A 23,339-nucleotide genomic window follows, 5' to 3' on the forward strand; every position below is an offset into this window, starting at 1 on the left:
CTGCGACGGCGCCCGCCGGCCGCTCTTGTGGGCCGTCGGCGGAGAACCGACCGGGACCGAGTCACACCTCGGATTCCGGCGGGCGGGGGAGCGGCGTGCGCCGGCACCACAGACCGGCGGTCCCTCACCAAGGACCTTCGGGGGAGCCGGGCGGGTCCAGCGGTTGGCGCAGGTCGAGGTAGCAGCGCAGCCTCACCCCCGGCTGTCCGGCGTTCCGGGTGGCGCGTTCCACGGATCTCGTCGCCCATCGTGCGGCCAGGGCCGCGTGGAAGGCGAAGGCGGTCTCGTCGTCGGCCGCGGCGATGTCGACGACGACCAGGCCGGGCTCGGACACGTGCACATCGTTGATCGCTTCCATGACCGGCATGACGCCCCCCGCTACGGCGCAGTTCGCCCGGACGTCCGCGTTCACCCGAGCGGGCGCCCCGCTCGCCCCCGGTCCCGGCGCCCGGGTCCGCGGGGTGACGGGCCCCGCCCCGCCGCACCACGGCTCGTTCCCCGCCGCCCGGCCCGTCAGCTCCCGCGGCCGGAGGGCCCGCCCGGCGGGGGATCGGGCACGGTGACGGGCTCGATCGCGCGGAGCGAGGTCGTCCATTCGGTGCCGCCGCCTTCGGGGCGCAGCCACGCCACCGGCTGCGGTGCGTCGCCGTCGGGAGCGATGGCCCGCAGCACGCCGGTCCGGCCGGACGCCGTGTCACGGACCAGACGGCCGAGCAGGGGGTGCGTGTGGTGCAGCATGCTCGTCCGGGTCACCGTGACCGGCCGGCCCGCACCAGCGGTGCCCAGGAGCAGCGCACGTACAGCACCGTCCGCACGGATCCGGACGCTTTCCGCTTCCCCTGCTGCGTGGTGGCCATCGGAACCTCGCGGTGGTCGTGGACGTCGGGCTGCCCGGGGCGTCCCCGACGGGGGCGCGGGGACGCCCCGGGCGCGGCGGCAACCCGGCGTCGGATGGCGAGAGTTGCCGCTGACAGTCAGTCAACGATCACCGGTGGCTGTGGGACCATCGACCATGCGGTACCCGCATACGCGTATCCGCCGAGCGCATACGCGTGAGCGGTAGGGGCCGCGTTGACGCGTAGCGTGGGAGGTGAGCCGTGCGGCAGGAGGCGGAGATCCGGGCTGCGTCCCAAAGCGGCGACTACGGCAGGGTCATCGAGCTGGCGCGCAGGACGCGGCGGATGACCCAGGCCCAGCTCGGTGATGCGCTGGGCCTGTCGCAGCCGGCCGTCTCCCGTCTGGAGAAGCGCGGCACGAGGCCTTACCAGACCGACGTCCTGGCGGCGGCCGCCGCGCACCTGGACATCCGGCCCGACCTCGTCGGGCTGTCCAGCGGCCGGCCGACGCCACGGGCGGGAGACGACGACATGCACCGACGTGCCCTCCTCGGCGGAGCGGTGGCCACAGCCACGGCACCCGTCCTGGCCGCCCTGCCCACCCCCACCGACGCCCCCGACGGCCAGGCCGCCGCGCTGCGCCTGTCCACCACCGCCTACCGGCGCCTGGACGCCTCCACCCCCTCCCAGGACCTCGAAGACGCCGTCCAGGCGCACCTGAGGCTCATCCGGACCACCGCCCGCACCGCCGGCGACGAGCACCGCGTGCGGCTCGCGGCGGTCGGCAGCGAAGCGGCCGGCCTCGCCGGGTGGCTGGCCTGGGACATGGGCGACCACGGTTCCGCCCGCGCCCACTACGGCGCCGCCGTCAACGCCGCCAGGACCGCGGGCGACCCCCTGCTCACCGCCTACCAGCTCGGATCGCTGGCCCAGTTCGAAGCCCACACCGGCAACGGTGCCCAGGCCCTCAACCTGGCCGCCCGCGCCCGCCGCGCACTGCGCGACCACAGCCCCGCCGTCGCTGATGCCTGGCTGTCCGGCATCGAAGCCCTCGGCCACGCGGCCGCCGGCGACCGCCGGGCGGCGGACCGGGAACTCACCCGCTCCCGCGCGGCGGCCGAGAGCCTGCCCGAGCAGCAGGTGCCGCCGCCGTGGCCCTGGGTGTTCTCCTTCACCACCGACAAGGTCGCCGCCCACCGCGTCACCTGCGGCGCCTGGCTCGGCCTGCCCGACTGGGTCCTCGGCGACGACGTCGGCGCCCTCACCACCGGGCACGCCAAGCAGCGGGCCCTGCTCCTGCTCGACATCGCCGCCGGCCACCTGGCGGCCGGACGCGTCGAAGGAGCCTTCGCCCTGGCCGCACGAGCCCTCGACGCAGGCCTGCACTACCGCTCCGGGCGGATCGTGGAACGGGCCCGCGCGGTCCGCCGCTCGCTGGCACTGTCGTCCCCGCCCCGCGTGGTGCGGGACTTCGACGAGCGCCTCCACGGCGTCTACCTGTAGGGAGGAACCACGGGATGCGCGTAGGGATCACCGGCCACCGCGGCCTGGACGGGCGGACGGAGGGGCGCGTACGCGCCCTGCTGACCGAGGCCGTGAGGGCATGCGACCCGAGCGAGCTGGTCGGCGTCTCCTGCCTCGCCGACGGCCCCGACTCCTGGTTCGCCGAAACCGTCCTCGACCACGGCGGCCGCATCGAGGCCGTTGTCCCCGCCACCGCGTACCGCGACAGCCTCCCCGCCTGGCACCACCCCGCCTACGACCGACTGCTCCACCTCGCCGCCGACACCCACGAAACCGGCCTGTCCACCTCCGACTCCCACGCCCACATGGCGGGCGGCGAGATCCTCGTCGGCCTCGTCGACGAACTCCTCGCCGTCTGGGACGGCGAACCGGCCCGGGGCCACGGCGGCACCGCCGACGTCGTCGCCTACGCGCACCGCCAGGGCACCCCCGTGCGCGTCCTGTGGCCCGAAGGCGCCTTCCGCTGACGAGCTCGTGCGCGAGCTCGTCAGGCATGGACGGTGCCGTGGTCCGGGAAGGCCCGCGGAAGGCGCTTCCGAGGGATTCCCGTGCGGTTCACGCGGGGATCGCGTCGAAGACGTCGCGTAGATCGGCTTCGACCGGCTGCCCGGTGGGTCTGCGGTCGGGCCGGCCCTTTCCCCAGGTCGTTGGCGTCAACTCGCTCAGGGGCCATGTGAGAGGGGCGTACAGCGGCGGACCCGCGTGGACACCCTCTCAGTGGGCGGGAACCGGCTCGGACGGCGGCTGCCACTCCCGTCTGAGCAGGCCGTAGACCCACGAGTCGGAGACGTCGCCGTTGACGACGCAGTCCTCCCGCAACGTCCCCTCGCGCACGAAGCCGAGCTTCTCCAGCACGCGGGCGGAAGCGGCATTGCGCGTATCAGCCTCGGCTTGGACGCGATTCAGGTCCAGGGTGTCGAACGCCCACCCCAGCACAGCGCGCGCGGCCTCGGTCGCGTAACCCCGGCCCCACGCCGCATCGTCGTAGCAGTAACCGAGCGACGCGCTGCGGAAGTCCGGATTCCAACTGCTCAGGGCGCACCAGCCGATGAACGCCCCGTCAAAGACACGGTCCACGGCCCATCGTGCCCCGGTGCCCTCCTGTTCCATCCGCCGGCAAGCAGTGATGAACTTCTCGGCGCGCGAGCGTTCGGTCCACGGCGGCGAGTCCCAGTAGCGCAGGATGTGGGCGTTGCTCTGCAGCGCGAAGAGGTCGTCCGCATCCGCGTCCTCGAAGGCGCGCAGTCGAAGACGAGCGGTGTGCAACGAGGGGGCGGACAGCGACGCCCTCATGTTCCCTCCCTGGTCGGTGGCCGACCCATCCGACACCCGCTGCGGGGCACCCGCAACGGGTTTTCCCCGCGGGCCGGCGGCTTCGCGGCCGACGCCGGTGTGGACAGCTCCTGCGCACCCCGCCCGGAATCGTTCTACGGCAGTCGTCTGTCCGTCGTCCCGGCCGGAACGTGTTCCACGTCGGGTCAAAACGGCTGGAAGTCCTCGAAAGAGGGCTCGAACGCCGGGTCAGGCAAGCGGTAGGCCTTGCACCGGGCCCCTTGTCCGCCCTGAGGTCCGACGCCGGCCACCTCGCCGGGAAAGGCGTCCGAGATCACCGCCCATCCCAGGTTCCGCTCGTAGTACTGCACGGCCGTGTGCACGGACGGCCACCAGTCGTCGTCGACGACGATCAGGCCACCGGGACGGACGATCTTGCGCAGGAAGTAGAGATCGACGAAGACTTCGTGGAACCGGTGACTGCCGTCCACGAAGGCCGCGTCGGCGACGAACCCTTCGGTCAGCAGGTGCGGGAGCGCGATCGACGAAGGAGCGAGCATGAGCGTGGCGATCGAGTCCAGTCCCGCGGAGCGCAACAGATCCCAGCCGGCGTTGGAGTACTCGCGTTCTTGAAACGGGTCGATGATGACGTGCTGGGGAAGCGGACGGTCGACGGTCACCAGCGCCTCTCCGATGGCGAGCGCTGAACCGGCGTAGGCGAGACCGACCTCCACAACCTTCTCGACTCCCTCGGAGACCATCAGATCGCGCAGTTGATCGCAGTGCTGCTCGGGCACCGTGACGGTCTCGAAGTCCCCCTCGTGGTCTCGCGTCTGCGGCGGACCCTCCTGCCGCAGACGGCGGCGCACCTCGCGGACCCGGGTCACGTCTGCGTCCATGCTCGCCGTCATCGGCCCTTCCTCCTCGGCAACGCAGAAACAGCACCTCACCTCACCGTAGGAGCGAAGACGAACCGGTGGGCGTATTCGCGTCTCAGGGATTGCGGCAGCGGTCAGGAGCTGTGTCCAGGAGCGCCTTCCCGGCGAGGCTCACGGCACCGGCCGCCTCGACGGCGACCAGGGGCGCCGCACCCCGAGTCGCGTTGACGACGGCCGCGCCGTACGCACCGGCATCGGCGAACGACACGAGCCGGACCGCCGGGTGCGTCCGCCGCCAGGCCGAGGCCATCCGCGTGCCCCAGGCCGCCGACGCCCTGGTGAAGACCCCCTCCGACGTCGACGCGGTGGACCACGACGGGCGGGAGGTGACCGGCCGAGCAGATCGGGTACCCAAGGGTGACGGGGGCGAGTACGACGTGCTTCGTCGTTGACGGCCTGCGGCTGTTTCCGTGGTCCGGCCCAGGTCGCCGGCAGGGCGAGACCGTCGGCGCTGGGCGCACCGGGGTCTGCGGTGCAGGCGGTTCTGCGTCGTCACCCTCGGACAGCACGCCGGACTCGACGACCGGCAGGCTGCCGTCGGCATCGACCGGATCCGCGAGGTCGCGGTGGTGGCGCTGCCGGTACGGCGGCCACCGGCGGTCCCAGCCCGGGGCGGCCCCCTTCAGTTGCGCCGCGCGCACGGCGGCCCGCTCCGGTTCCTTCCCCGGGCCACCCTTCCGGCGCGGGCTCGCCAGATGCTGCTCGATGGGCACCAGGGGGCGGGGAGGGCGGACGGGCGGGGGGAGTTGGACCGTGCTCCGGAACGTCCCCGTGCCGTCAGGGTGGGTTCGAGGAAGCCACGGGGTTTTTGCGGCTGTCCGTGTCGTCCCTGCGCCCCGCGGGAGGTGCTCGGACGATGCTCAGGAAACCCGCATTCGACGATGGTGTACATGCCGTTGCTCGTAGTGTGCGGGGCACTTGATCGCCACGGGGCGATCCACCAGGGATTGGTCGTTCCATGAACAGCGCCCGCTCAGCCGGAAACGTGCCGGCCCTTGCCTGCCTGACGGTCATCGCCGAACCGAACGGCGCTCCCGCTCGCGGTCGACACCCCGTCCACGCGCAGCACCCACACCCGCTACGGCGTCTGTCGGCGGCTCACGTCCTACGGCTGCAGCCGGTACGCGTACGCCGACTGCACCAGGGGCGCGAAGAACGACGTGACCGCCTGCACGTCCCGCCGGGCCGGCCGGGCGCCGCGGGAAACCGAGTGAGCAGGCGCCGCCGGGCAGCGGCGTGGGCTCTTCTGCTGCTGGCGGTGGCGGGGTGCACCTCCGGCAACGACACGGACGACGCCGCCACGTCCCCGGCGCCCGGGACGTCGAGCCCCGCACCCGGTCGGGGCGGCGTCACGGTCACGCCACCGGCGCTCGTCCCCGAGGCCGGCGAAGTCGTCGCGGGCCGGCATGGCGAAACCCGCGGCAACGCGAGCTTCTCCTACCCCGCGGGCACCGGGGGCAAGGCCCTGATCGTGGCGGTCAGCTGCCTGGGCAGGGGCACCGTCAAGGTCGCGGTGCCCGTCCTGGGGACGGACTTCCCGCTGCGGTGCAGCACGGGGGAGCCGGCCGTCACCCACAACCAGCTCGCCGTGCAGGCCGCCAGGCAGGCCGGCACCGTGACCGTCACGGCGCCGTCGACCGTCACCTGGGCGATCACCGTGGGGCGCGGAGACACCGCTGAGCAGGAGCCCCCGACACCGGAATGACGACGTGCGCCATCGGCGCGGCGTACTGGCGGCCGGCCCGCGGGTCGTGTCGGGCAGTCCGCTGCTCGGGCCGAGGCGGACCCGACGGTCGTGGACGCTCGGCCAGGACGGCCATGACGGCATCCGGAGCTTCCTGCGTCTGTGGCGCCGCCCACCGTCGTTGTGGTTCAAGCTGCGCCGGCCCTGCTCACGAGGGCGTGAAGGCGCTTGCCGGCAGCGTTCTCGTTTCGCCGGTGGGGGAGCGGCGGATCACGCCGCCCTGAGTCCTGTGGGCGGGGCGGCCGCGGACGGCCGTGCGGCCGGGCGCGGCGACGGTCGGGACGGCGCACAGCGGCAGTGCCTCGACGTCGGTTCCCCCGAGGCTCCCTTCCGTGCGGGCGCGGCGGGCGGCCCGGCGGAGGGCCCCGTCCCACCGCGGCGACCGCTACCGCACCCTCTCCCGGCTCGCCCTGGGTCCGTGTGTCCGGCCCCCGCCCTCGCCCGGGGACCACCATCCGGCCGTCCTGCCGGGTGACATCACGAACGGGGACCCCGTCACGCTCTCGATGCGCGGAGTCGTGCAGGACGGAGTGTGACAACGCCCTGGTGCTCGGAACTGCTCGGAACTGCTGTGTATCGAGCGCTTATTGACATGCAACCGCTGACGCCGCAGAGTCGTGTCCCGAAAGTGTTCGACAGCCCCGCACGTGATGCCGCCCGCCCCACGAGGAGTGTTGCCGTCATGTCCGAAACTCCCGCTGTCTCACGCCGGTTGCTTCTGGGCGGTGCCGTCGCCACCGGCGCGCTCGCGGCCGGGATGACCGCGTCCGCCCCGGCCGCGTCGGCGGCGGCCGAGCAGGCGCCACGCCGCAGGCCCGGCCAGAAGTCGATGATCGGGGTCCCGTTCGAGGTCCACAGAACCGTCCGCGTCGGCGTCATCGGCCTCGGCAACCGGGGCGGCGGCATGATCACGGGTTGGGCGGCCGTACCCGGCTGCACCGTGACCGCCGTCTGCGACATCCGCCCCGACCGCGCCCGGCGCGCCGCCGACCGCCTGGCGGGCAAGGGCCACCCGCGCCCCGCCGAGTACGGCGGCTCCGCCGACTCCTACGCCCGGATGCTCCAGCGGGACGACATCGACCTGGTGTACATCGCCACGCCCTGGGAGTTCCACTACGAGCAGGGCCGCGCGGCGCTGCTCAGCGGCAAGCACGCCCTGGTCGAGCTGCCCGTCGCGACGGAACTGCGTCAGCTGTGGAACCTCGTCGACACCTCGGAACGCACCCGCAGACACCTGTGGCTCTCCGAGAACTGCAACTACGGCCGCAACGAGCTGGCCATGCTCAGGGCCGCGCACGACGGCCTGTTCGGAGACATCACCAACGGCCACGGCGGCTACCTCCACGACCTGCGTGAACTCCTCTTCTCCGACACCTACTACACCGACTCGTGGCGACGGCTGTGGCACACCCGCAGCACCGCCTCCTTCTACGCCATGCACGGGCTCGCCCCGATCGCGGCGGCCATGGACGTGAACCGCGGCGACCGCATGACCACCCTGCGCGCCACCGCGACCGCCCCGAAGGGGCTGGCCGACTACCGCGCCCGCTTCGTCCCCCGGGACCACCCCTCCTGGAAAGAGACGTACATCAACGGCGACCTGGTCACCTGCATGATCGAGACGGCGAAGGGCAGGACGATCCGCGCGGAGCACGACGTGAGCTCGCCCCGCCCGTACAGCAGGATCAACACCCTGGCCGGCAGCCGGGGGATCGTCGAGGACTACGCGGGACCCGCCCCGACGGGCGCCCGGATCTACGTGGAACCGGACCACGGCGGCCACAGCTGGCGTGACTTCGAGACCTACCGCAAGGAATACGACCACTGGCTGTGGCGGAAGGTCGGCGACGACGCCGCGAACAACGGCGGTCACGGCGGCATGGACTACGTCCTGCAGTGGCGCACCGTCCAGCTGATGCGGGCCGGGCTGGTGCCGGACATCGACGTCTACGACTCGGCCGCCTGGTGCTCGCCCGTCCCCCTGAGCGTCACGTCGCTGGCCGAGGGCGGCCGTCCGGTGGAGATCCCGGACTTCACCCGGGGTGCCTGGCGGGAGCGCAGAGCCGGCCTCGACTCCACGCCCACGGACATGCCGCCCGTCGGCTGAGCACGGGCGTTCCGGCCGCGGCGCACCGGCGCACAACCGGCCGGCGGACGCCGCGGCGGGGAATCGCCGCGTACCGCCGGTCGATGCGCGGCGCGTGACGTCAGGAGCGGCGCAGCCGGCCCGGCTCCCCGCGTCCGGGCGGCGGCACGGGGCCGGCGTCCCTCCCCACCTCCTGGCACCCGGAGCGGATCTCCTGCAGGAGTGTCCGGTGTTCCTCACCGTAAGTGGCCACGGCCGCGTGCACCGCGTCCAGGGCCGCCCGGAGCGGGTCGGCTTCGGCGGCGCCGAGCAGTGCGGGCAGGGCCATGTGGGGCTGGGACATCCGCAGGGACGGGTCCGGCTCGCCGAGCGTGGCCCTCACCGCGTACGGCGCCGCTTCCCCGGGTCGCGGCGCCGGTGGTGCGGGAGCCGACGGCCGCACCCTTGCGGCCGCGGGACCAGCGATCCCCGGGGTAGGCACGGGATCGCGCATCGGCGTGCGCGCGTCGCCGCGGGCGGGCGGCCGGAAGGGGGGCCGCTCGGGCGGGACGGCCCGGCCGACGGTTCTGTCGGGGACGCGCGGGTCGGACTCCAGCGCCCGCCAGGCCCGGTCCGGATCGTCGAGGGGCGGCGGCAGCGGACGGCCCTCGGCCAGGGCGGTGAGACCTGCGGCGATCCAGTCGAGGCCGGTGAGCCCGGCCGCCTCACAGGCGCGGCGCGCGGCCAGCAGCGCTGTCGCCCGCTGGACCTCGGGGGTGGCGGCGCCGATGGCGTGCACGAGGGCCGGGTCGAAGGCGAGCAGGCCGCGCACGTTGCCACCGGCCTCGCGCAGGGCCCGGCTCGGTGACCGCCCGCCCCACTGCCACCGTTCGTGGGCGAGCCGGTGTTCCTCCTCGGCCTGTTCCTGCGCGAGACGGGCCTGGCGTTCGGCTTCGGCACGTTCGGCGGGGGTGGGCGGGGCGGGCTGCCGGCGGGCGTAGTCGTGCCAGTACGCGGCGATCGCCGAGGTCTGCCTCAGAACGCGGTCCGGAGCGGGCGGGGCGGGCCAGAACTGCAGCAGGTAGCAGTCCGGTCGCGGCTCGTCGTCCAGACGGGTGTCCTGCCGGCGCGCCTCGTCCATGCCTGTGGCGCAGTAGCGCGCCCGGTAGTCGGTCTCCTCCAGGCCGAGGTCCCAGGAGGCCTCTCCCGCCCATTGCACGAGAGCGCTGCCGGCCGAGACGGGGCGGAAGGAGACCTCCACGACGTCCTCCCACGCCGGATCCAGCGGCGGAGCCTGGTCGTGCACCTCGACGGTGAAGCCGACGCTGCCCGTGTGCAGCCCGGTCGACAGCCACAACGCGCCGGGGATCGCCGCCCCGCACAGCCCGGCAGACTGACCGGCGAACGCCTGCGCGAGGTCCGGGCCGGAGCTGTCCGGATCGCTCTCGACGTAGATCTGGCCGTAGTGAACGTGGACTTCGCCCTCGACCGGCCTGCGCACCCTCATCCCCCTCGTCGCCGGAACACGTGATGCCCGGCAACCTACGGCACGGCACTGGCACGGTGACGCGCTGTTCCCGGCGTCGACGAACGGCCGGCCCGGACCAAGGCGTTCACGGCAGCCCGGCCCGGCGACGCGGAGGCACGCCGGCGGATGCGGGACCGGACGGCACGTTCTGGAAGACACGCCGCCCTCCCGCGCATGCGGACGGCCCGGCCCTCCGCCCGGGAGGACGACGACCTCGGCGAGCCCGACCGGGCCTTCCCCGCCTCGCGCCACCCGACCCCGCGCTCCTGCGGCATGTCGATCCCCGTACGGACCGCGCGACGACGACTTCACCGTCCGTCGTCCCGCACACCAGCTCCGGCCAGGGCGGACGAGGTCATCGGCAAGCGCGGGACCCGGTTCGCCCGGGGCGGCCGGGCGGACCACCTCGCTGTCTGTGCGAACGACGCCGCGGATCCGCCGGAGGGAGGGTTTGACGGCAGCGGCCGGTTCAGATTCCCCTCGGCTGCCGCGGGGAGCTGCCCGGCCGCGTCCGCACCGGGCCGCGGGGCCTTCTTCGGCCGGGAGCGCCGTCTGTCACTGCAGTTGGCCGAATGCCTGGTCGGCATCGGCCACGGCTTCGGGGTGGACGTCGTGGGCGGTGCGACCGTCCGCGATCTTCTGCCAGTTGGTCCGGGCGAGCACCCGTTGGACCGCGAGCACCTGGGCGGCCAGCAGGCGTCCCCGGATCCCTTCGCCGAGGGCGTCCGCCAGCGCCTCCTCGTCCTCGAGCTGATACCGCGTGAGCCGCCCCGCCAGGCTCGGTGTGGTGAACACCAGCCGGTGGAACGCCACCACCTCGGGATGATCGCTGAGGCCGGTGACGGGGTCGCGCCGATCGAGGCCGGCCCGGAAGTGCCGGTGCAGCGCCGTCACCGGATCGGTGCCGGACCTGCGGTCACGTACGACGCGTGCCGCCTCGCCCTGGTGGTCCGCGAACCGGTACAGCACCAGGTCTTCCTTGGTGGGGAAGTACCGGAAGAGGGTCGGCTTGGAGATCTCGGCCGCCGCGGCGACGTCGTTGACCGAGACGCGGTCGAAGCCGCGCTCCAGGAACAGCGAGACGGCTGCGTCTGCGATGGCGTCGCGCGTCCGCTCCTTCTTGCGGGCGCGCAGGCCCGTCGACTCGCTCATCCGATCACTGTAACATTCGTAACCGGGTTGCTTTTTTAACCCGGTAACGTTTTTATGGGCGGCATGGATCAGATGAACGTTCCTCCCGTGCTCGTGACCGGGGCGACGGGCCGGGTCGGCCGCGTCGTCATCGACCAGCTCCTCGACGCGGGCGTGCCGGTCCGCGCCCTCGCCCGTCGTCCCGAGGCGGCGGCGACGCTCCCGGCGGGAGCCGAGGTCTTCACCGGGGACCTCACCGTGCCCGAGACGCTCGACCCGGCATTGAACGGCGCCGGTGCGGTCTTCCTCGTCTGGACCGCCCCGCCCCGGACCGCCGAGGCGGTCGTCGAGCGGCTGGCAGCCCACGTGCGGCGGGTCGTCTTCCTCTCCTCCCCGCACCGGACGCCGCACCCCCTCTTCCAGCAGCCCAATTCCATGGCGGCGCTGCACGCCGGCATCGAGCGGCTCATCGCGGCCACCGGTCTCGAGTCGACGATCATCCGGCCGGGGATGTTCGCGTCGAACGCGTCGGCCTGGTGGGCGCCCGCGATCCGGGCCGGCGAGGTCGTCCGGTGGCCTTACGGCGCTGCCCGGTCGGCACCGGTCGACGATCGCGACGTCGCGGCCGTCGCGGCGCGGACGCTCTGTCAGGACGGACACATCGGAGGCGACTACGTCCTCACGGGCCCCGAATCTCTGACCCAAGCCGCGCAGGTGGACGCCATCGGTGACGTGCTGGGACGCCGGATCGCCTTCGAGGAGATGGCGCCGGACGAGTTCCGGAGCCTGTGGGAGGACACGGCGCCCGGCTCGGTCGTCGACATGCTGCTCGCCGCGTGGAGCGCGGCGGTCGGACAGCCCGCGTACACCACCACTGCGGTGGCCGACATCCTCGGGACGGCGCCGCGAACGTTTCGCCAGTGGGTCGCCGACCACGCCACCGCGTTCACGAAGGGCTCGTGACCTCGTCGACCGCGGCCCGAGCCTCCGGCCGCGGCCCGCATCCGCCGTCGTCCCGGCTCCTGCGGATAGTGGTGCGTCATGGGAGGGGTGAAGTGGGTTCTGCTGGCTGCCGGTTGGGCGTGGGGAGCTTGGGGGCCGGCGTCGGTGCCGGCGTGGTGGTGGTTCGCGGACTCCTGGGGCGAGGCGATGAGCCAGGGTGTCGGTGGTGCGTGCGGTGGCCTGGGCGCGTATGCGGCGGCATGGTGGCAGGTGTGGAGGGAGCGCCGGGGCGACGCCCGGTGAAGTGCGCCGTGACACCGCGGGCAGCAGAGGCCTGCTGCGCGACGCCATAGGGGGTAGCACATAGTGGAGCCCCACAGCACTGATCGACTCAAGCAACCCTGGAGCAAGCGGCCGTGACGACCGTGCACACCGAACCTTCCACCGAGCGCGTCCCCGGGCGGTCCTGGACCGTCCGCATCGTCGGCCACGGCCGAACCTCCGCCTCGGTCACCTGCAGCACCGAAGCGTGCCGGATGCCGCCCCGCTCCGAGGACCTCGCCGGCTTGCGCGCGTTCGCCGCCCGGCACGCCGCCGCCCACGCCAAGGCGGCCACCGTCCGCCCCCACGCCTTCTGCCACTGCGGCGCCCAGCACTGCGGCGCCCACCCCGACACCAAGACCCACTGCGCCGGCGCCGTCCTGCTCATCCTGCGCCACGACCCGGTCATGCGCCGCGTCTGGAGCGTCGAAGAGGTCTGCGAGACCTGCGCCCCGCTCATCCCCAACGCCACCGTCCTGGCCCGCGCCACCCGCCCCGGCCGTTCTGCCGAGCCGCCTGCTGCGAAGGCCGCGCAGGTTCCGGGTACGGCCCGGCCGGGCGTGGCGGTCGGCTTCTCCTCGCCTGCCGTGGCGGCGCCCGCCGAGGACGCCGGCGTTCCCGGGCGGCGTTCCCGAGGCACCTCCCAGCGCCCGGGCCGCCGCCGGTCCAGGCAGGAACGCTGAGGATTTCGCCGGCACCCTTCCCGGCGAGCCGGTGATGCTCGCCACCCGGACCGCCGACGCCCGCTCGATGCGTCTCACGGCGAGGCCGGGATTCACCGAGGGGGAGAGCTTTTGAGGCCTACGGTGCCGAACCGTGGTTCGGCACGTGGTCGTCGACGGCGATGACAGAAGGCCGGCCGGGCCGACGTCACCCGGGCGGGACACGGCCCGGGGCCGAGGGCCCGGCGCCGAGACGGGCATTGGCGCGCGTGATGGTCCGGCGTTGTCTTCGAACGGATGCGCTTGCACGCCCGCAGCCCGGTCGACGTCGACGTCGACGGCGACATCGTCGAGGAACAGGCGGTTGCCCGGCCGCACGTCCCAGCCGGCGCAGATGGCCTCGAACGCGACCAGGTCAGGCACTCTCGATGCCGGCCTCGTACGAGCAGGCGAGCTGCTCCACCAGTTCGCCGAAGCGATACAGCGTCGTCCCTCGCCCGGACACCGACGAAGCTGTTGCTCAAGATGCCCGGCCTGCGGGTTCCGCGCGGCCTTCGCAACAGGCGGTGAACTCCTCGTTCGGCGTGCCCAGGTACTCCGTCCACGGATCAGCCGTGAAGGCACCGGCCTTGACGTGTCAGACCGGGTTCACCGCTCGCTCCGGTGCGTCCTGGGGAGGGGCGTCGGCGGGGCCCTTCGGCGTCGTCGGCCCGGTGAGCCAGCGCAGCGCGAGGAGACCGAGCGCCAGGTGCAGGACGCCGGCCGCGACGGCGGCCACGTGCAGGCCGGCGACGAAGGCCGACTCCGCCTCCTCGACGACCGGGGGTGCCAGGTCCGGCACGTGAAGTGTCTCGTCGAGGGTGGGTGCGAGGCCGGGTCCCTGGATCCGGAAGATCAGCGCGGCGAGCGAGCCGAGGAGCGCGATGCCGAGGGCGTTGCCGATCTCGTTGCTGGTCTCGGCGATCGCGCCCGCCGAGCCGGCCCGTTCCGCGGGAACGGCTCCGACGGCGGTGTCGGCGACCACGGCGAAGGAGATGCCGTAGCCGAGGCCCGCGACGACCGTGGAAGCGACGTACCAGCCGACGCCGCCGGTGATCGTGGTCGGGAGCAGGAGCAGCAGACCCGCCGCGATGGAGAAGTGGCAGATGATCAGGGCGGTCCGCTTGCCGATCCGGTCGACCACCATCGGTGTGACGATGCACGTGGTGGTGAGCACCACAGCTCCGGGCAGCGCGAGCAGCGCGGCGTGCAGGACCGCCAGGTCGAGGACGGACTGGAGGTAGACGCCCGCCAGGTAGGCGGTCGCCGACCACGCGGCCAGCGGCAGGAGGCCGGTGATGACGGCGACCGTGAAGACGCGGTCACGGAAGAGCGAGAAGTCCACCAGCGGATGTTCGAGGCGCCGCTGCCGGAGAGCGAACCACGTCAGCAACGCCGCTCCCGCCAGCACCGCGACGACGGGGACGGCGGAGACGCCTTCGGCCGCGGCGTGCTTGAGACCGTAGATCGTGAGCAGGAGGCCGGCCGCGGAGGTCGCGACGCTGAGCGCGTCGACCCGCCCGGGCCGGGACGCGCGCACCTCGCCGAGCAGGACCGGCGCGAAGAGCAGGAACAGGGCGATGACGGGAAGGTTGACCAGGAAGGCCGACCCCCACCCCGGTCCAGGGGTCCGCGGCCGGCCGGGTGACCCCGGCGGGGACGGCGTGCGGCAGCGACTCGCCGTGTTTCTCGGCCTCGTCGACCAGGTCTGACCGGCGGTGCCCGCGCCCTTCGCCCAGGTACGGCTCAGGATCCGTCCCCTGTGCCCGGGCGCTCGAGCCTGCGCTGTCGGAGCCGCCCCGAGACGGCCGCGAGGCCGAGGACACCCCCCACGGGTGGCCCGGCCGGCCACCCGGCGGGAGGCGATGCCGATCACACGTCGCGGGCCGCCCAGGGACCGGGCCTGCCGGTGCGGCGGGCGCAGCGGACGGCCCGGAGAGCTTCAGCAGCTCAACAAGCGCGAGCGGACCAAGCCCCTCACCGCGCTGGGTAGAAGGCGTCGATCTCCGCCACCACGCGGTCCGGCCGCTCCTCGAGGAGCCAGTGCCCGGCTCCGTCCACGTCGGTGCCCGTCGCCGCCGGGGCGGCGTCCCGTACCGGGGGCAGCATCAGGCCGGTGAGCCCGTCCTGGGTGAGCAGCCGGACCGGAACGGTGAGCGGAATCCGCTGCAGGCGCTTGTTCTCCTCTTCGTCCCGCGTCCAGGTGCGGTAGAGCTCGAAACCCGCGTGCAGCACCTGAGGGCGGGAGAAGACCCTGGTGTACTCGGCCAGCGATCGCGGCGGGACCGGGCTCGGTGCGTCGGCACCCGGCTGCGGAGGGCCGGAGATCTGGCTGTGCCGGAAGAAGTGGTCGAGGAACGTCCCGACGCGTCCCGTGACCAGCCGCTCCGCCAGCGGGTCCTGCGTGTTGAACGCGAAGTGCCAGGAGAGGGGGCGGACATCGGTGGTGAAGGAGAGGTTCTTCCCGGCGAGCGGGAAGTCCATCAGGAACAGCCCGGCCACCTGCCGGCGGTGCTGGGCGGCCAGCGCATAGGCCACGCCGACCCCGAAGTCGTGGGCGACGAACCGTACGTCCCGCGGCGCGCCGATCCGGACCAGCAGGTCGTGGACGTAGCCGGCGAGCACGGTCTTGGTGTACCGCGCGGGGCGGCCCGTGGAATCCCCCATCCCCGGCAGATCGACCGCGATGACCGTACGCCCGGCGAGGAGCCGGGGCATCACCTCGCGGTACTCGAACCAGCTTTCCGGCCATCCGTGCAGCAGGACCGTCGTCTGTGGCCCCGTGCCCCCGATGACGTAGTGCATCTGTGTTCCGCGGACGGTGGTGAAGCAGTGCCGGAAGGCGCGGTTGAACGCCGAGTCGTGTCGCGTCGCCGCGTCGTAGCCGGTGCTCCTGGGCGTTTCCGGAGCGACGCACGGGGGCGCCGCCGAAGTGGCAGGGGCTCCTGAAGCCGTTCCGGACAGGGTGGTCGCGCCCACCAGCAGCGCGAGGAGCAGCAAGCGCAGCGTCCGGAGGCGGGGGAGGAGGGGTGGTGTTGACCGACGCGCCATGGAGGAGCGACTCCTTGGAGGGAAGGTCCGCGGCGCGGGCCGCGGTTATTTAAGTACCGACCGGTACAGATTAGAGTGACGCCACCGCCCGGCGTCAACACCCCTCGACGGAAAAGGCCTTGGTTGGGAGAGCCGACGTGCGGCCGGGTAGGCGGCTCGTATGATGTGGACCGACCGGTGCGGAAATCCTCGGAGGGAGCCATGGCGAGAGGCCGTCCCCGCTCCTTCGACGCCGACCAGGCGCTGGAGAAGGCCCTGGACGTGTTCTGGCGCCAGGGGTACGAAGGCGCGGCGCTGTCCGACCTGACCGAAGCCATGGGCATCACCAAGACCAGCCTGTACGCCGCCTACGGCAACAAGGAGGAACTGTTCCGCAAGGTCCTCGACCGCTACGGGGAGGGGCCGGCCGGCTACCTCCTCGAAGCCGTGCGGAAACCGACGGCCAAGGCCGTCGCCGAGCACGTGCTCCACGGTGCTGCCGTCGCCGGTACGCTCCCGGACCGCCCCGCCGGATGTCTCGCGGTGCAGGGCGCCCTGGCGCCCGGCACGCCCGACGCGGCAGCGCACGAGCTGCTCGCCGAATGGCGGAAGCAGGGCGAGAGGCGGATCTGCGAACGGTTCCGGGCCGCCCGGGCCGAGGGCGACCTGCCACCCGACAGCGATCCCGCGGCCCTGACGCGCTACGTCTTCACCGTCGCCTACGGGGTGGCCGTACAGGCGGCGAGCGGTGTGCCCCGTGAGCAGCTCCGGGAAACGGTGGAGACGGCCCTGCGGGCATGGCCCGCCTGAGCGCATCGCCTCGACGGTGTGTGCCACGGGAGTCGAACGTGCGGCGCGGGTGACGAGGGGCCCGGCTCGGCCCGCGCGACGGGGCCCGGCTCGCGGAGGGTTCGTGGGGATCAGGCGTCGCCGGGCGGCGTGGGAGGACGGTTCGGTTCGGCACCGGGAACGGGGATCGAGCCGGCCCCGGACCGCCCGGACGGTTGCCGTCACGGTCTGCTCCGGCCGGACGAGGACCGCGCTCCCGAGGAACTCGCCCCCGGCACGCAGGGGCAGCCGTCGCAGCTTCCGGATGCGAGGAGTTGCGGTACATAAAGTGCCGCTGAGATTGAACTTGGTCGGCTGGCCCACCTGTCGGGCGTGCCGCGAAGGCCAGGAGGATCAGTTGGCCGGTGCGGGTCTCGTTCTCCATGCCGTCGTGCTGGGGAACACCCGCTGCCTGGACGCCGCCGTCGCCCAGCTCCGCGCCGGGGGCCACGACGTCAAGGGCGAGGACGTCGCCCGGCTCTCCCCACCGAAGGACAGGCGCATCAACTTCCTGGGCCGCCACCTGTTCAACATCAAGGCCAGCGGCCCCGGCCAGGACCTCCGTCCCTTCCGGGACCCGGACGCCTGCGAAGACGACGAAGGCTGACGGCCGACGCGCCACCTCTTCCGGGCACGAGCTCAGGCGGGCGGCGTGACCGGGGGCCACACGCCCATCCTCATACCCGACAAAGACGGTGCGGAGAATGTCGGGTGATCGGGGCCGGTACCACCGCACGATGGGGGCATGGATGACACGACCTTGGTATCCCGTTTCCTTCGCGACGGCTTCGTGAAGTTGGAGGGCGCCGTCGCGCCGCGCGTGGCCGCGGACTGCGCGCGGCTGCTGTGGCGGGAGACGGGCTGCGACCCGGACGACCCGTCGACGTGGACGCAGCCCGTGCACTGGGTGGGCGGCATGGCGCAGGGACCGTTCGCCGCCGCGCCCAACTCCCCGTCCCTGCAGCACGCGTACGACCTGCTGGTCGGCGCGGGACGCTGGGAGCCGCGCTACTCGCTGGGCACGTTCCCGCTGCGCTTCCCGCACGAGGAGGAGCCGGACGATGCGGGCTGGCACATCGAGGGGAGCTATCTGCCGGAGGGCGAGAGCTGGTACTTCACGAATCTGCGCTCCCAGGACCGGGCACTGCTGATGCTGTTCCTGTTCAGCGAGGTCGGTGAGGAGGACGCCCCGACCCGGATCCGGGTCGGCTCACACCTCGACGTGCCGAAGGTGCTGGAGAAGTACGGGGATGAGGGGGCGAGCGGGCTGACCCTCGGACCCGATCTGGTGGCGGCGTCCGACCACCGGCCACTCGCCCTCGCCACCGGGTCCCCGGGCGACGTCTTCTTGTGCCATCCGTTCCTGGTGCACGCTGCGCAACCGCACCATGGGGTGCGGCCGCGCTTCATGGCCCAGCCGCCGCTGATGCCGGCTGCGCCGTACGAACTGGAGCGGGCCGACGGCGCTTACTCGCCCGTGGAGATCGCGATCCGCCGGGGTCTGGGACTGGGTACCCCCGGCCAGGACGGGGACGGAACCGACCACAGCGCTGGGTAGAAGTGCTTCACGAGTACCGTCGGCAAGGTGGCCGTGAAGAGGGAGGAGGGAGGCCGGGCATGCTGGAGCGGCTGAACCAGGCCATGGAGCACATCGAATGCCATCTCGACCAGGCCGTCGACACGGGGGAGCTGGCACGCATCGCGGCCACCTCGGAGCACCACCTGCGCCGGATGTTCTCCGCGCTCGCGGGCATGCCGCTGTCGGAGTACGTCCGGCGCCGTCGGCTCACCCTCGCGGGCGCCGAAGTACTCGCGAAGCGTGAAACGCTGCTGGAGATCGCGATGCGCTACGGCTACAGCTCCGGTGAGGCGTTCGCACGGGCGTTCCGTGCCATGCACGGCATCGGACCAGGCGAGGCCCGGCGTACCGGCGCCGCGCTCAACTCCCAGTCCCGGATGGCCTTCCGCCTCGTCATCGAAGGGAGCAGCAGTATGCGGTACCGCGTCGTGGACAGGGCGGACTTCACCGTCGTCGGGTTCAAGACCCGGGTACCGCTGGTGCACGCGGGCCCGAACCAGGCGATCATGGACTTTGTCCGTGGGATCGCCCCACAGGCTCTGGAGCGCCTGGAGAAGCTGTCGGACCAGGAGCCGCACGGAATCGTCGCGGTCTGTGACGGCATGGACCCCAGCCGCGCCGAGGGCACTGAACTCGACTACCACCATGGCGTGATCACCTCCGCGGCCGCTCCGGAGGGCACGACCACGTTGGCCGTCCCGGCCGGCACATGGGCGGTCTTCACCACCTCCGGGCCGGCACCACAGGCCATCCAGGAGCTGTGGCGGGACGTGTTCACCGAGTGGTTCCCTTCCAACCCGTACCGCACCCGCACCGGCCCCGAAATCCTGCGCACCCACCAGTCGCCGGAGAAGACCGAGGCCGACGCCGAACTGTGGCTCCCGGTGGAGCCCGAGCACGGCTGAACACATCGGCATGCCCCCGGGCAGGCGTGGGCGAGTTCTTCGGGGCCGGCCTGTCGCACCAACCGAAGCGCTCCGTCACATCGAGACGCCGGTGCGGCCAGACCGGCTGGAAAGCGATCCCGACCATGGCCCGGGTGGAAGCCGAGCGGGATCAGCGGGTCCCGCTCCAGCCATGACTCGTACCCCGCATACGCGCTGTACGCGAGGTTCTTGAAGGAGTTCTTGAAGGCTCTGCGGGGTCCGGGCGGTCTCGCGAGGTGATCTTCGGAGAACGAAGGAGCCCTCAAGTGATCGACGTACCACCTTCGGATGATCGTGTGGTCGTGGAGGCACAGGTGCGTGACCACGGGTTTTCGCCGGTTCAGCAGGACGAGATGTGGAGACGCTGGCGTGAGGGGGAGTCGTTCAGCTTGATCGGGCGGGCGCCGGGGGCGCCGATGCAGCACGCCCGTCGCTTCCTGTACCAGAGTGGCGGCGTCCGCCTCGCCCCGCAGACGTGTTCGCAGCGGCATCCGAGCGGTAGCGAGCGCGAGGAGATATCCCGCGGCACCGGCGCCGGGGAGCCGGCCCGGCAGGTGGCCGAGCGGCTGGGCCGATCCCCTTCGACCGTCTCCCGTGAGATCGCCCGTAACGGCGGCCGGAACCGGTACCGAGCCGCCCTGGCCGAGTTCGTCCGCGAAGTCATCGTCGTCGGCACCGACGAGGGCCTGGCCGCCGCCCGCGAACGCGGCCGCGCCGGTGGCCGCCCCAGCGTCGCGACCGAGGAGGTCATACGCGCCGCCCGCGGCCTACTGCCCGGCCCTGGCCGCTCGATCACCTCGATCGCCAAGCTGCTGGGCGTCTCCCTCGGCACCCTCTACCACCACGTCCCGGACCTGCGCGAGCTACGCGTCGGCGCTGTGCCCCGCCAGATCGAGGCGCCAACGGAGCAGCCCGACTCCAGCAAGATCGATCTCGGCGGCACTTTCTGTACGCCGACCACTCACACCCGGCTTCCAGGGCCGAACCCCGCCGCGCTAACGGGTGTTCTCATCGGCACGCTCGTCCTCGGGGGTGCGTCGGATGCGCCACACGCCGAGAGCGGCTCCCAGGGCCCCGCCCACGCCGGCCGCCACGCCTCCCCAGGCGTCGCTGCGTGAGAGCCCCACAGCGAACAGGGCGGACAACAGGGCCCCGAGCAGCGAGTACATGACGACGATGAAGACCGCGGCAGCGTGTCGGTTCCGCAGGGGAGACAGGCCACCGGTCACCTTCTCGCCTCCGCGGCGACGTCCGCACGGAGCGCCGCGCCGGCGCACAGGCGCCCAGTGCGACTCGCCGGAGCGTTCGTCCGTGTGAAGTGCGCGGTGTGTCGGCGTCGTCGCACGAGGACCTCGATTCGTCCCGGTCGGGTTCGTCCCCTTCCCGTGTGTCCCCGGACGGCCGCGACAATCCGGCGTGACGGGAGCGGCCGCGCCGCAGGAGCCGAACCGGAGCCGTCGTCCGTGAACAAGGCCGGCGACCCGGTTCCCCGGGCGGCCGAAGAGCCCGCCGGGGTCGTCGCCGCCTTCGTCGACAGGGCGGGGGCGGCACCGTTTCGGGCATCATCGAGCGACGCTTCTCCCCACACAGCCTCAAGGAGTGCCGGTGCACAGTCTCGCGGACTCGATCGAATCGATGGAGCAGCTCGCCACGGTCTGGCGGCTCATGGTGCTCGACCGGGAACCGGACGCGGACGTACGGGACCTTCCGGGCGTCGCCGTCCGCTGGGCCGACTGCCGCTTCGCCTTCTGGAACTGCGTCACGCTGACCGATGTGGGCGCGGACGCCCTGCTCCTGAAGCAGCGCCTGCACGAGGCGGCGGAGATCATGCGGGAGAAGGAACACCCGGGCTTCCTGTGGGTGTTCGAAGACCTCCTGGACGAGGAAGCACGCGCGGTGCTCGACACGGCGGCCGGGCAGGCCGGTCTGGAACACGCCTTCCCCGGCACGGGCATGGCGGGTGACCTGCTGCCCGTTCCCGAGCCCTTCCACCCCGACCTGACGTTCGTGCGCGTCACCGGCGACGAGCAGCTCCAGGCCTACGCGGACATCAACTCGCGTGCCTACGGTTTCCCGCTGGAGGACGGACGGGACGGCCTGGCCGGCTCCTCGCTGTGGAAGGAGCGGGTCCACGCCTACCTGGGGCTGCGGGACGAGGTCCCCGTCACCTGTGCGGCCTCGGTGGAGGCGGAGGGCCGCCTCTTCGTCGCGCTCGTCGCCACCGACCCGCAGTGGGAGCGCAGGGGGTACGGGGAGGCGGTGACGCGTAAGGCCCTGTACGAAGGTGCCCGGGCCACGGGGCTCACCCGCGCCACCCTGCACGCGACGGTCGCCGGCGCACCGGTGTACCCGCGCATCGGCTTCGAACCGAACTCTCCCCTCCGGTTCTATGCGCTGAAGGGCTGACCAGGACTGTCGCCGCAGAGCCGTGGTGTTCCCTTCCCGAGCCGGGCCGATCACGGCGCGGGAGGGGGCGGCGGCCGGCACCGCCTGGAACGGCGCTGTACGCCCCCTCACACGGCTCGCAGGGTCTTCGTCGGATGGAGCCGGGAGGCGCGGATCGCCGGAGAGAGCCCCGCGAGCACGCCGATCAGGAGGATGGCGCCCAGGCCCCCCGCCGCGGACCGGGGAGGGACCACCGCGGTCCATCCCCGGGCCCGCGCGAAACCGTACGTCGCCGCCGCTCCCAGCAGCGCGCCCGCCGCCCTGCCCAACGCCGACAGCAGCAGCGACTCGGTCAGGAACTGGAGCCGGACGGCGTTGCGGGTCGCACCCGACGAGCGGCGCAGGCCGATCTCCTGACGCCGTTCCAGGACCGGGACGACCATGGTGTCGGCCACCCCCGCACCGCCCACCAGGAGGGCCACCGTGCCCAGGCCGACGGTACGCGCGGTGAAGACCATTCTGAGTGGAGCGGTGACCCGAACCGGTCGGAGACCCGACGGATGACGGGAAAGCCGGCCGGCACGCCGATCGCGCGTCCGGTCCCGTTCCCCGGACGTGGTGGGGAAGGCGCCGGCGCCGCCGTCGTAGGTGACAGCGCCGATCAGACGACTCCCGCGCCGGGACTTCACCGTGACCCGGCGGACGACCGGCCGGACCCGGTCGGCGGCGCGGGCGCCGGTCGAACGGAGCGCCGTGGAACTGAAGCCCTGGCGCGTCTTCCGCAGAGCCCGCTGCCCCGCACGCGGCTCGCTGTGCTTGCGGTTGAATGGGCCGGGTGAACGAGACTGCCGCCCTGCGACTTCGTGAGGCCGTCCGGCGTATCCACGAGGCCACCCGAGAACGTGCCGCTACGGGGCTCGGACCGGAGGACGCCGATGACACCGCCGGCACCTTCGCCACGGACGGTGCGCGCGGCTTCGATCCGTTCCCCTTCCTTCAGGCCCTGCACGAGGCCGGTTCGCGAGCCGTGGTCGTAGGTCAGGTCGCCGGCATCATGCACGGCTCGATCGAGCTGACCGGCGACCTCGACCTGCTGTGGGACGGTACACCCGAGCAGGCGCACGCTTTGTACGACGCCCTTGCCGGCACGGGTTGCACGGACCTGCCCGACCTGACCCGGTCCCAGGTGGCCTACCGGGTGACCGGCGTCAGCGGCGACCTGTGCACGCCCGCCCTGCCCTGGGGCGGCATGGACGTCGCGTCCTGCCTCGTCCGTGCGGTCGGCACCCGCGATCCGGCCGGCTTCGCCATCCACTACGTCGGCCTGGACGATCTGATCCTCATGCGGCGCTCGCTCGGCCGCCCCAAAGACCACCGCCGTGCGGACGAGCTCGAAGCCCTGCGCCCTTGCTGAGACACGCGCGCGCCCCAGCGGCGTGGGGCCGGGGCGAGGAGGACGGGATGCCGTTCGGCTGCTGGTGTGGTCGCCGGCTGCGGGGGCGCCCCCGGTGGCGGCCCAGGCGGCCGGCAGTCGCAGCGCGTCGTGGACCGGGGTGAGCGGGGCGGTGCTGTACGCGGTCCGGGTCGGA

22 protein-coding genes and 2 pseudogenes are annotated in these 23,339 nt (G+C 72.8%); 14 read left to right on the forward strand and 10 right to left on the reverse strand.

The features are described 5' to 3' along the window. Window positions 1-124 precede the first annotated feature (124 nt). Both ACZ4V6_RS05255 and ACZ4V6_RS05260 read right to left on the reverse strand, forming a co-directional pair. The gene (locus ACZ4V6_RS05255; RefSeq protein ID WP_467822653.1) at window positions 125-358 is read right to left on the reverse strand and encodes a DUF6207 family protein; all 234 of its coding nucleotides are present in this window, start codon (window positions 356-358) and stop codon (window positions 125-127) included. Window positions 359-513: 155 nt separating this feature from the next. Then, entirely contained in the window at window positions 514-738 is a 225-nt protein-coding gene (locus ACZ4V6_RS05260) for a hypothetical protein (RefSeq protein ID WP_467822655.1), read from the reverse strand. 359 nt (window positions 739-1,097) lie between these two features. Between ACZ4V6_RS05260 and ACZ4V6_RS05265 the strand changes: the two genes are divergently transcribed. Further along, the gene (locus ACZ4V6_RS05265) at window positions 1,098-2,339 is read left to right on the forward strand and encodes a helix-turn-helix domain-containing protein (RefSeq protein WP_467822656.1); all 1,242 of its coding nucleotides are present in this window, start codon (window positions 1,098-1,100) and stop codon (window positions 2,337-2,339) included. A 14-nt stretch (window positions 2,340-2,353) separates the two neighbouring features. Further along, a complete protein-coding gene (locus ACZ4V6_RS05270; RefSeq protein WP_467822658.1) occupies window positions 2,354-2,827 on the forward strand; it encodes a hypothetical protein in 474 nt (157 codons plus the stop codon). A gap of 26 nt (window positions 2,828-2,853) precedes the next feature. On the opposite strand, the pseudogene ACZ4V6_RS05275 reads toward ACZ4V6_RS05270, so the two are convergent. The 3 genes and pseudogenes from ACZ4V6_RS05275 to ACZ4V6_RS05285 form a co-directional block, all read right to left on the reverse strand. Continuing rightward, window positions 2,854-3,050, reverse strand: a pseudogene (locus tag ACZ4V6_RS05275) (IS5/IS1182 family transposase); the annotation flags it as partial. Window positions 3,051-3,074: 24 nt separating this feature from the next. Further along, window positions 3,075-3,653, reverse strand: a complete 579-nt coding sequence (locus ACZ4V6_RS05280; protein WP_467822659.1) for a GNAT family N-acetyltransferase — start codon at window positions 3,651-3,653, stop codon at window positions 3,075-3,077. A gap of 185 nt (window positions 3,654-3,838) precedes the next feature. Beyond that, complete coding sequence (locus tag ACZ4V6_RS05285) at window positions 3,839-4,531, reverse strand: class I SAM-dependent methyltransferase (protein ID WP_467822660.1); 693 nt, start codon at window positions 4,529-4,531, stop codon at window positions 3,839-3,841. Between the two features lie 122 nt (window positions 4,532-4,653). On the opposite strand from ACZ4V6_RS05285, the gene ACZ4V6_RS05290 reads away from it, so the two are divergent. The 3 genes from ACZ4V6_RS05290 to ACZ4V6_RS05300 all read left to right on the forward strand — a co-directional run bounded on the left by ACZ4V6_RS05290 (window position 4,654) and on the right by ACZ4V6_RS05300 (window position 8,421). Next, window positions 4,654-4,962, forward strand: a complete 309-nt coding sequence (locus ACZ4V6_RS05290) for a hypothetical protein (protein ID WP_467822662.1) — start codon at window positions 4,654-4,656, stop codon at window positions 4,960-4,962. Window positions 4,963-5,780: 818 nt separating this feature from the next. After that, entirely contained in the window at window positions 5,781-6,275 is a 495-nt protein-coding gene (locus ACZ4V6_RS05295; protein ID WP_467822664.1) for a hypothetical protein, read from the forward strand. A 721-nt stretch (window positions 6,276-6,996) separates the two neighbouring features. Next, window positions 6,997-8,421, forward strand: a complete 1,425-nt coding sequence (locus ACZ4V6_RS05300) for a Gfo/Idh/MocA family protein (RefSeq protein ID WP_467822665.1) — start codon at window positions 6,997-6,999, stop codon at window positions 8,419-8,421. A 100-nt stretch (window positions 8,422-8,521) separates the two neighbouring features. Here the strand turns inward: ACZ4V6_RS05300 and ACZ4V6_RS05305 are convergent, their stop codons facing one another. After that, on the reverse strand, window positions 8,522-9,886 hold the full coding sequence (locus tag ACZ4V6_RS05305; protein WP_467822667.1) for a hypothetical protein: 1,365 nt from the start codon (window positions 9,884-9,886) through the stop codon (window positions 8,522-8,524). Between the two features lie 576 nt (window positions 9,887-10,462). Continuing rightward, window positions 10,463-11,059 carry a TetR/AcrR family transcriptional regulator gene (locus tag ACZ4V6_RS05310; protein ID WP_467822668.1) on the reverse strand — a complete coding sequence of 199 codons (597 nt, stop codon included), beginning with the start codon at window positions 11,057-11,059 and terminating at the stop codon, window positions 10,463-10,465. Window positions 11,060-11,122: 63 nt separating this feature from the next. On the opposite strand from ACZ4V6_RS05310, the gene ACZ4V6_RS05315 reads away from it, so the two are divergent. Together ACZ4V6_RS05315 and ACZ4V6_RS05320 are read left to right on the forward strand one after the other, a co-directional pair. After that, window positions 11,123-12,001 carry an SDR family oxidoreductase gene (locus tag ACZ4V6_RS05315; RefSeq protein ID WP_467822670.1) on the forward strand — a complete coding sequence of 293 codons (879 nt, stop codon included), beginning with the start codon at window positions 11,123-11,125 and terminating at the stop codon, window positions 11,999-12,001. Between the two features lie 395 nt (window positions 12,002-12,396). Next, complete coding sequence (locus ACZ4V6_RS05320) at window positions 12,397-12,984, forward strand: hypothetical protein (RefSeq protein WP_467822671.1); 588 nt, start codon at window positions 12,397-12,399, stop codon at window positions 12,982-12,984. A 616-nt stretch (window positions 12,985-13,600) separates the two neighbouring features. Here the strand turns inward: ACZ4V6_RS05320 and ACZ4V6_RS05325 are convergent. Both ACZ4V6_RS05325 and ACZ4V6_RS05330 read right to left on the reverse strand, forming a co-directional pair. Then, window positions 13,601-14,878: an MFS transporter gene (locus ACZ4V6_RS05325; protein ID WP_467822673.1), complete on the reverse strand. Its 1,278-nt coding sequence runs from the start codon at window positions 14,876-14,878 to the stop codon at window positions 13,601-13,603. Between the two features lie 101 nt (window positions 14,879-14,979). After that, a complete protein-coding gene (locus tag ACZ4V6_RS05330) occupies window positions 14,980-16,053 on the reverse strand; it encodes an alpha/beta fold hydrolase (protein WP_467822675.1) in 1,074 nt (357 codons plus the stop codon). A 201-nt stretch (window positions 16,054-16,254) separates the two neighbouring features. Between ACZ4V6_RS05330 and ACZ4V6_RS05335 the strand changes: the two genes are divergently transcribed. The 6 genes from ACZ4V6_RS05335 (at window position 16,255) to ACZ4V6_RS05360 (ending at window position 21,771) form a co-directional block, all read left to right on the forward strand. Continuing rightward, complete coding sequence (locus ACZ4V6_RS05335; protein ID WP_467822677.1) at window positions 16,255-16,842, forward strand: TetR/AcrR family transcriptional regulator; 588 nt, start codon at window positions 16,255-16,257, stop codon at window positions 16,840-16,842. A gap of 283 nt (window positions 16,843-17,125) precedes the next feature. Further along, window positions 17,126-17,467: a Tn3 family transposase gene (locus tag ACZ4V6_RS05340; RefSeq protein ID WP_467822679.1), complete on the forward strand. Its 342-nt coding sequence runs from the start codon at window positions 17,126-17,128 to the stop codon at window positions 17,465-17,467. Between the two features lie 138 nt (window positions 17,468-17,605). Continuing rightward, window positions 17,606-18,418: a phytanoyl-CoA dioxygenase family protein gene (locus ACZ4V6_RS05345; RefSeq protein WP_467822680.1), complete on the forward strand. Its 813-nt coding sequence runs from the start codon at window positions 17,606-17,608 to the stop codon at window positions 18,416-18,418. A gap of 59 nt (window positions 18,419-18,477) precedes the next feature. Beyond that, complete coding sequence (locus ACZ4V6_RS05350; protein WP_467822682.1) at window positions 18,478-19,344, forward strand: AraC family transcriptional regulator; 867 nt, start codon at window positions 18,478-18,480, stop codon at window positions 19,342-19,344. A 287-nt stretch (window positions 19,345-19,631) separates the two neighbouring features. After that, window positions 19,632-20,483, forward strand: coding sequence for a helix-turn-helix domain-containing protein (locus ACZ4V6_RS05355; RefSeq protein WP_467822683.1), 852 nt, complete (start codon window positions 19,632-19,634; stop codon window positions 20,481-20,483). Window positions 20,484-20,970: 487 nt separating this feature from the next. Then, window positions 20,971-21,771: a GNAT family N-acetyltransferase gene (locus ACZ4V6_RS05360; RefSeq protein WP_467822684.1), complete on the forward strand. Its 801-nt coding sequence runs from the start codon at window positions 20,971-20,973 to the stop codon at window positions 21,769-21,771. Window positions 21,772-21,878: 107 nt separating this feature from the next. On the opposite strand, the pseudogene ACZ4V6_RS05365 reads toward ACZ4V6_RS05360, so the two are convergent. Further along, window positions 21,879-22,325 (reverse strand): annotated as a pseudogene (locus tag ACZ4V6_RS05365) (ABC transporter permease); the annotation flags it as partial. A 260-nt stretch (window positions 22,326-22,585) separates the two neighbouring features. Here ACZ4V6_RS05365 and ACZ4V6_RS05370 point away from each other — a divergent pair. Beyond that, window positions 22,586-23,164, forward strand: coding sequence for a hypothetical protein (locus tag ACZ4V6_RS05370; RefSeq protein WP_467822685.1), 579 nt, complete (start codon window positions 22,586-22,588; stop codon window positions 23,162-23,164). Window positions 23,165-23,339 lie beyond the last annotated feature (175 nt).

It is taken from the genome of Streptomyces sp. NPDC029152, assembly GCF_055564355.1.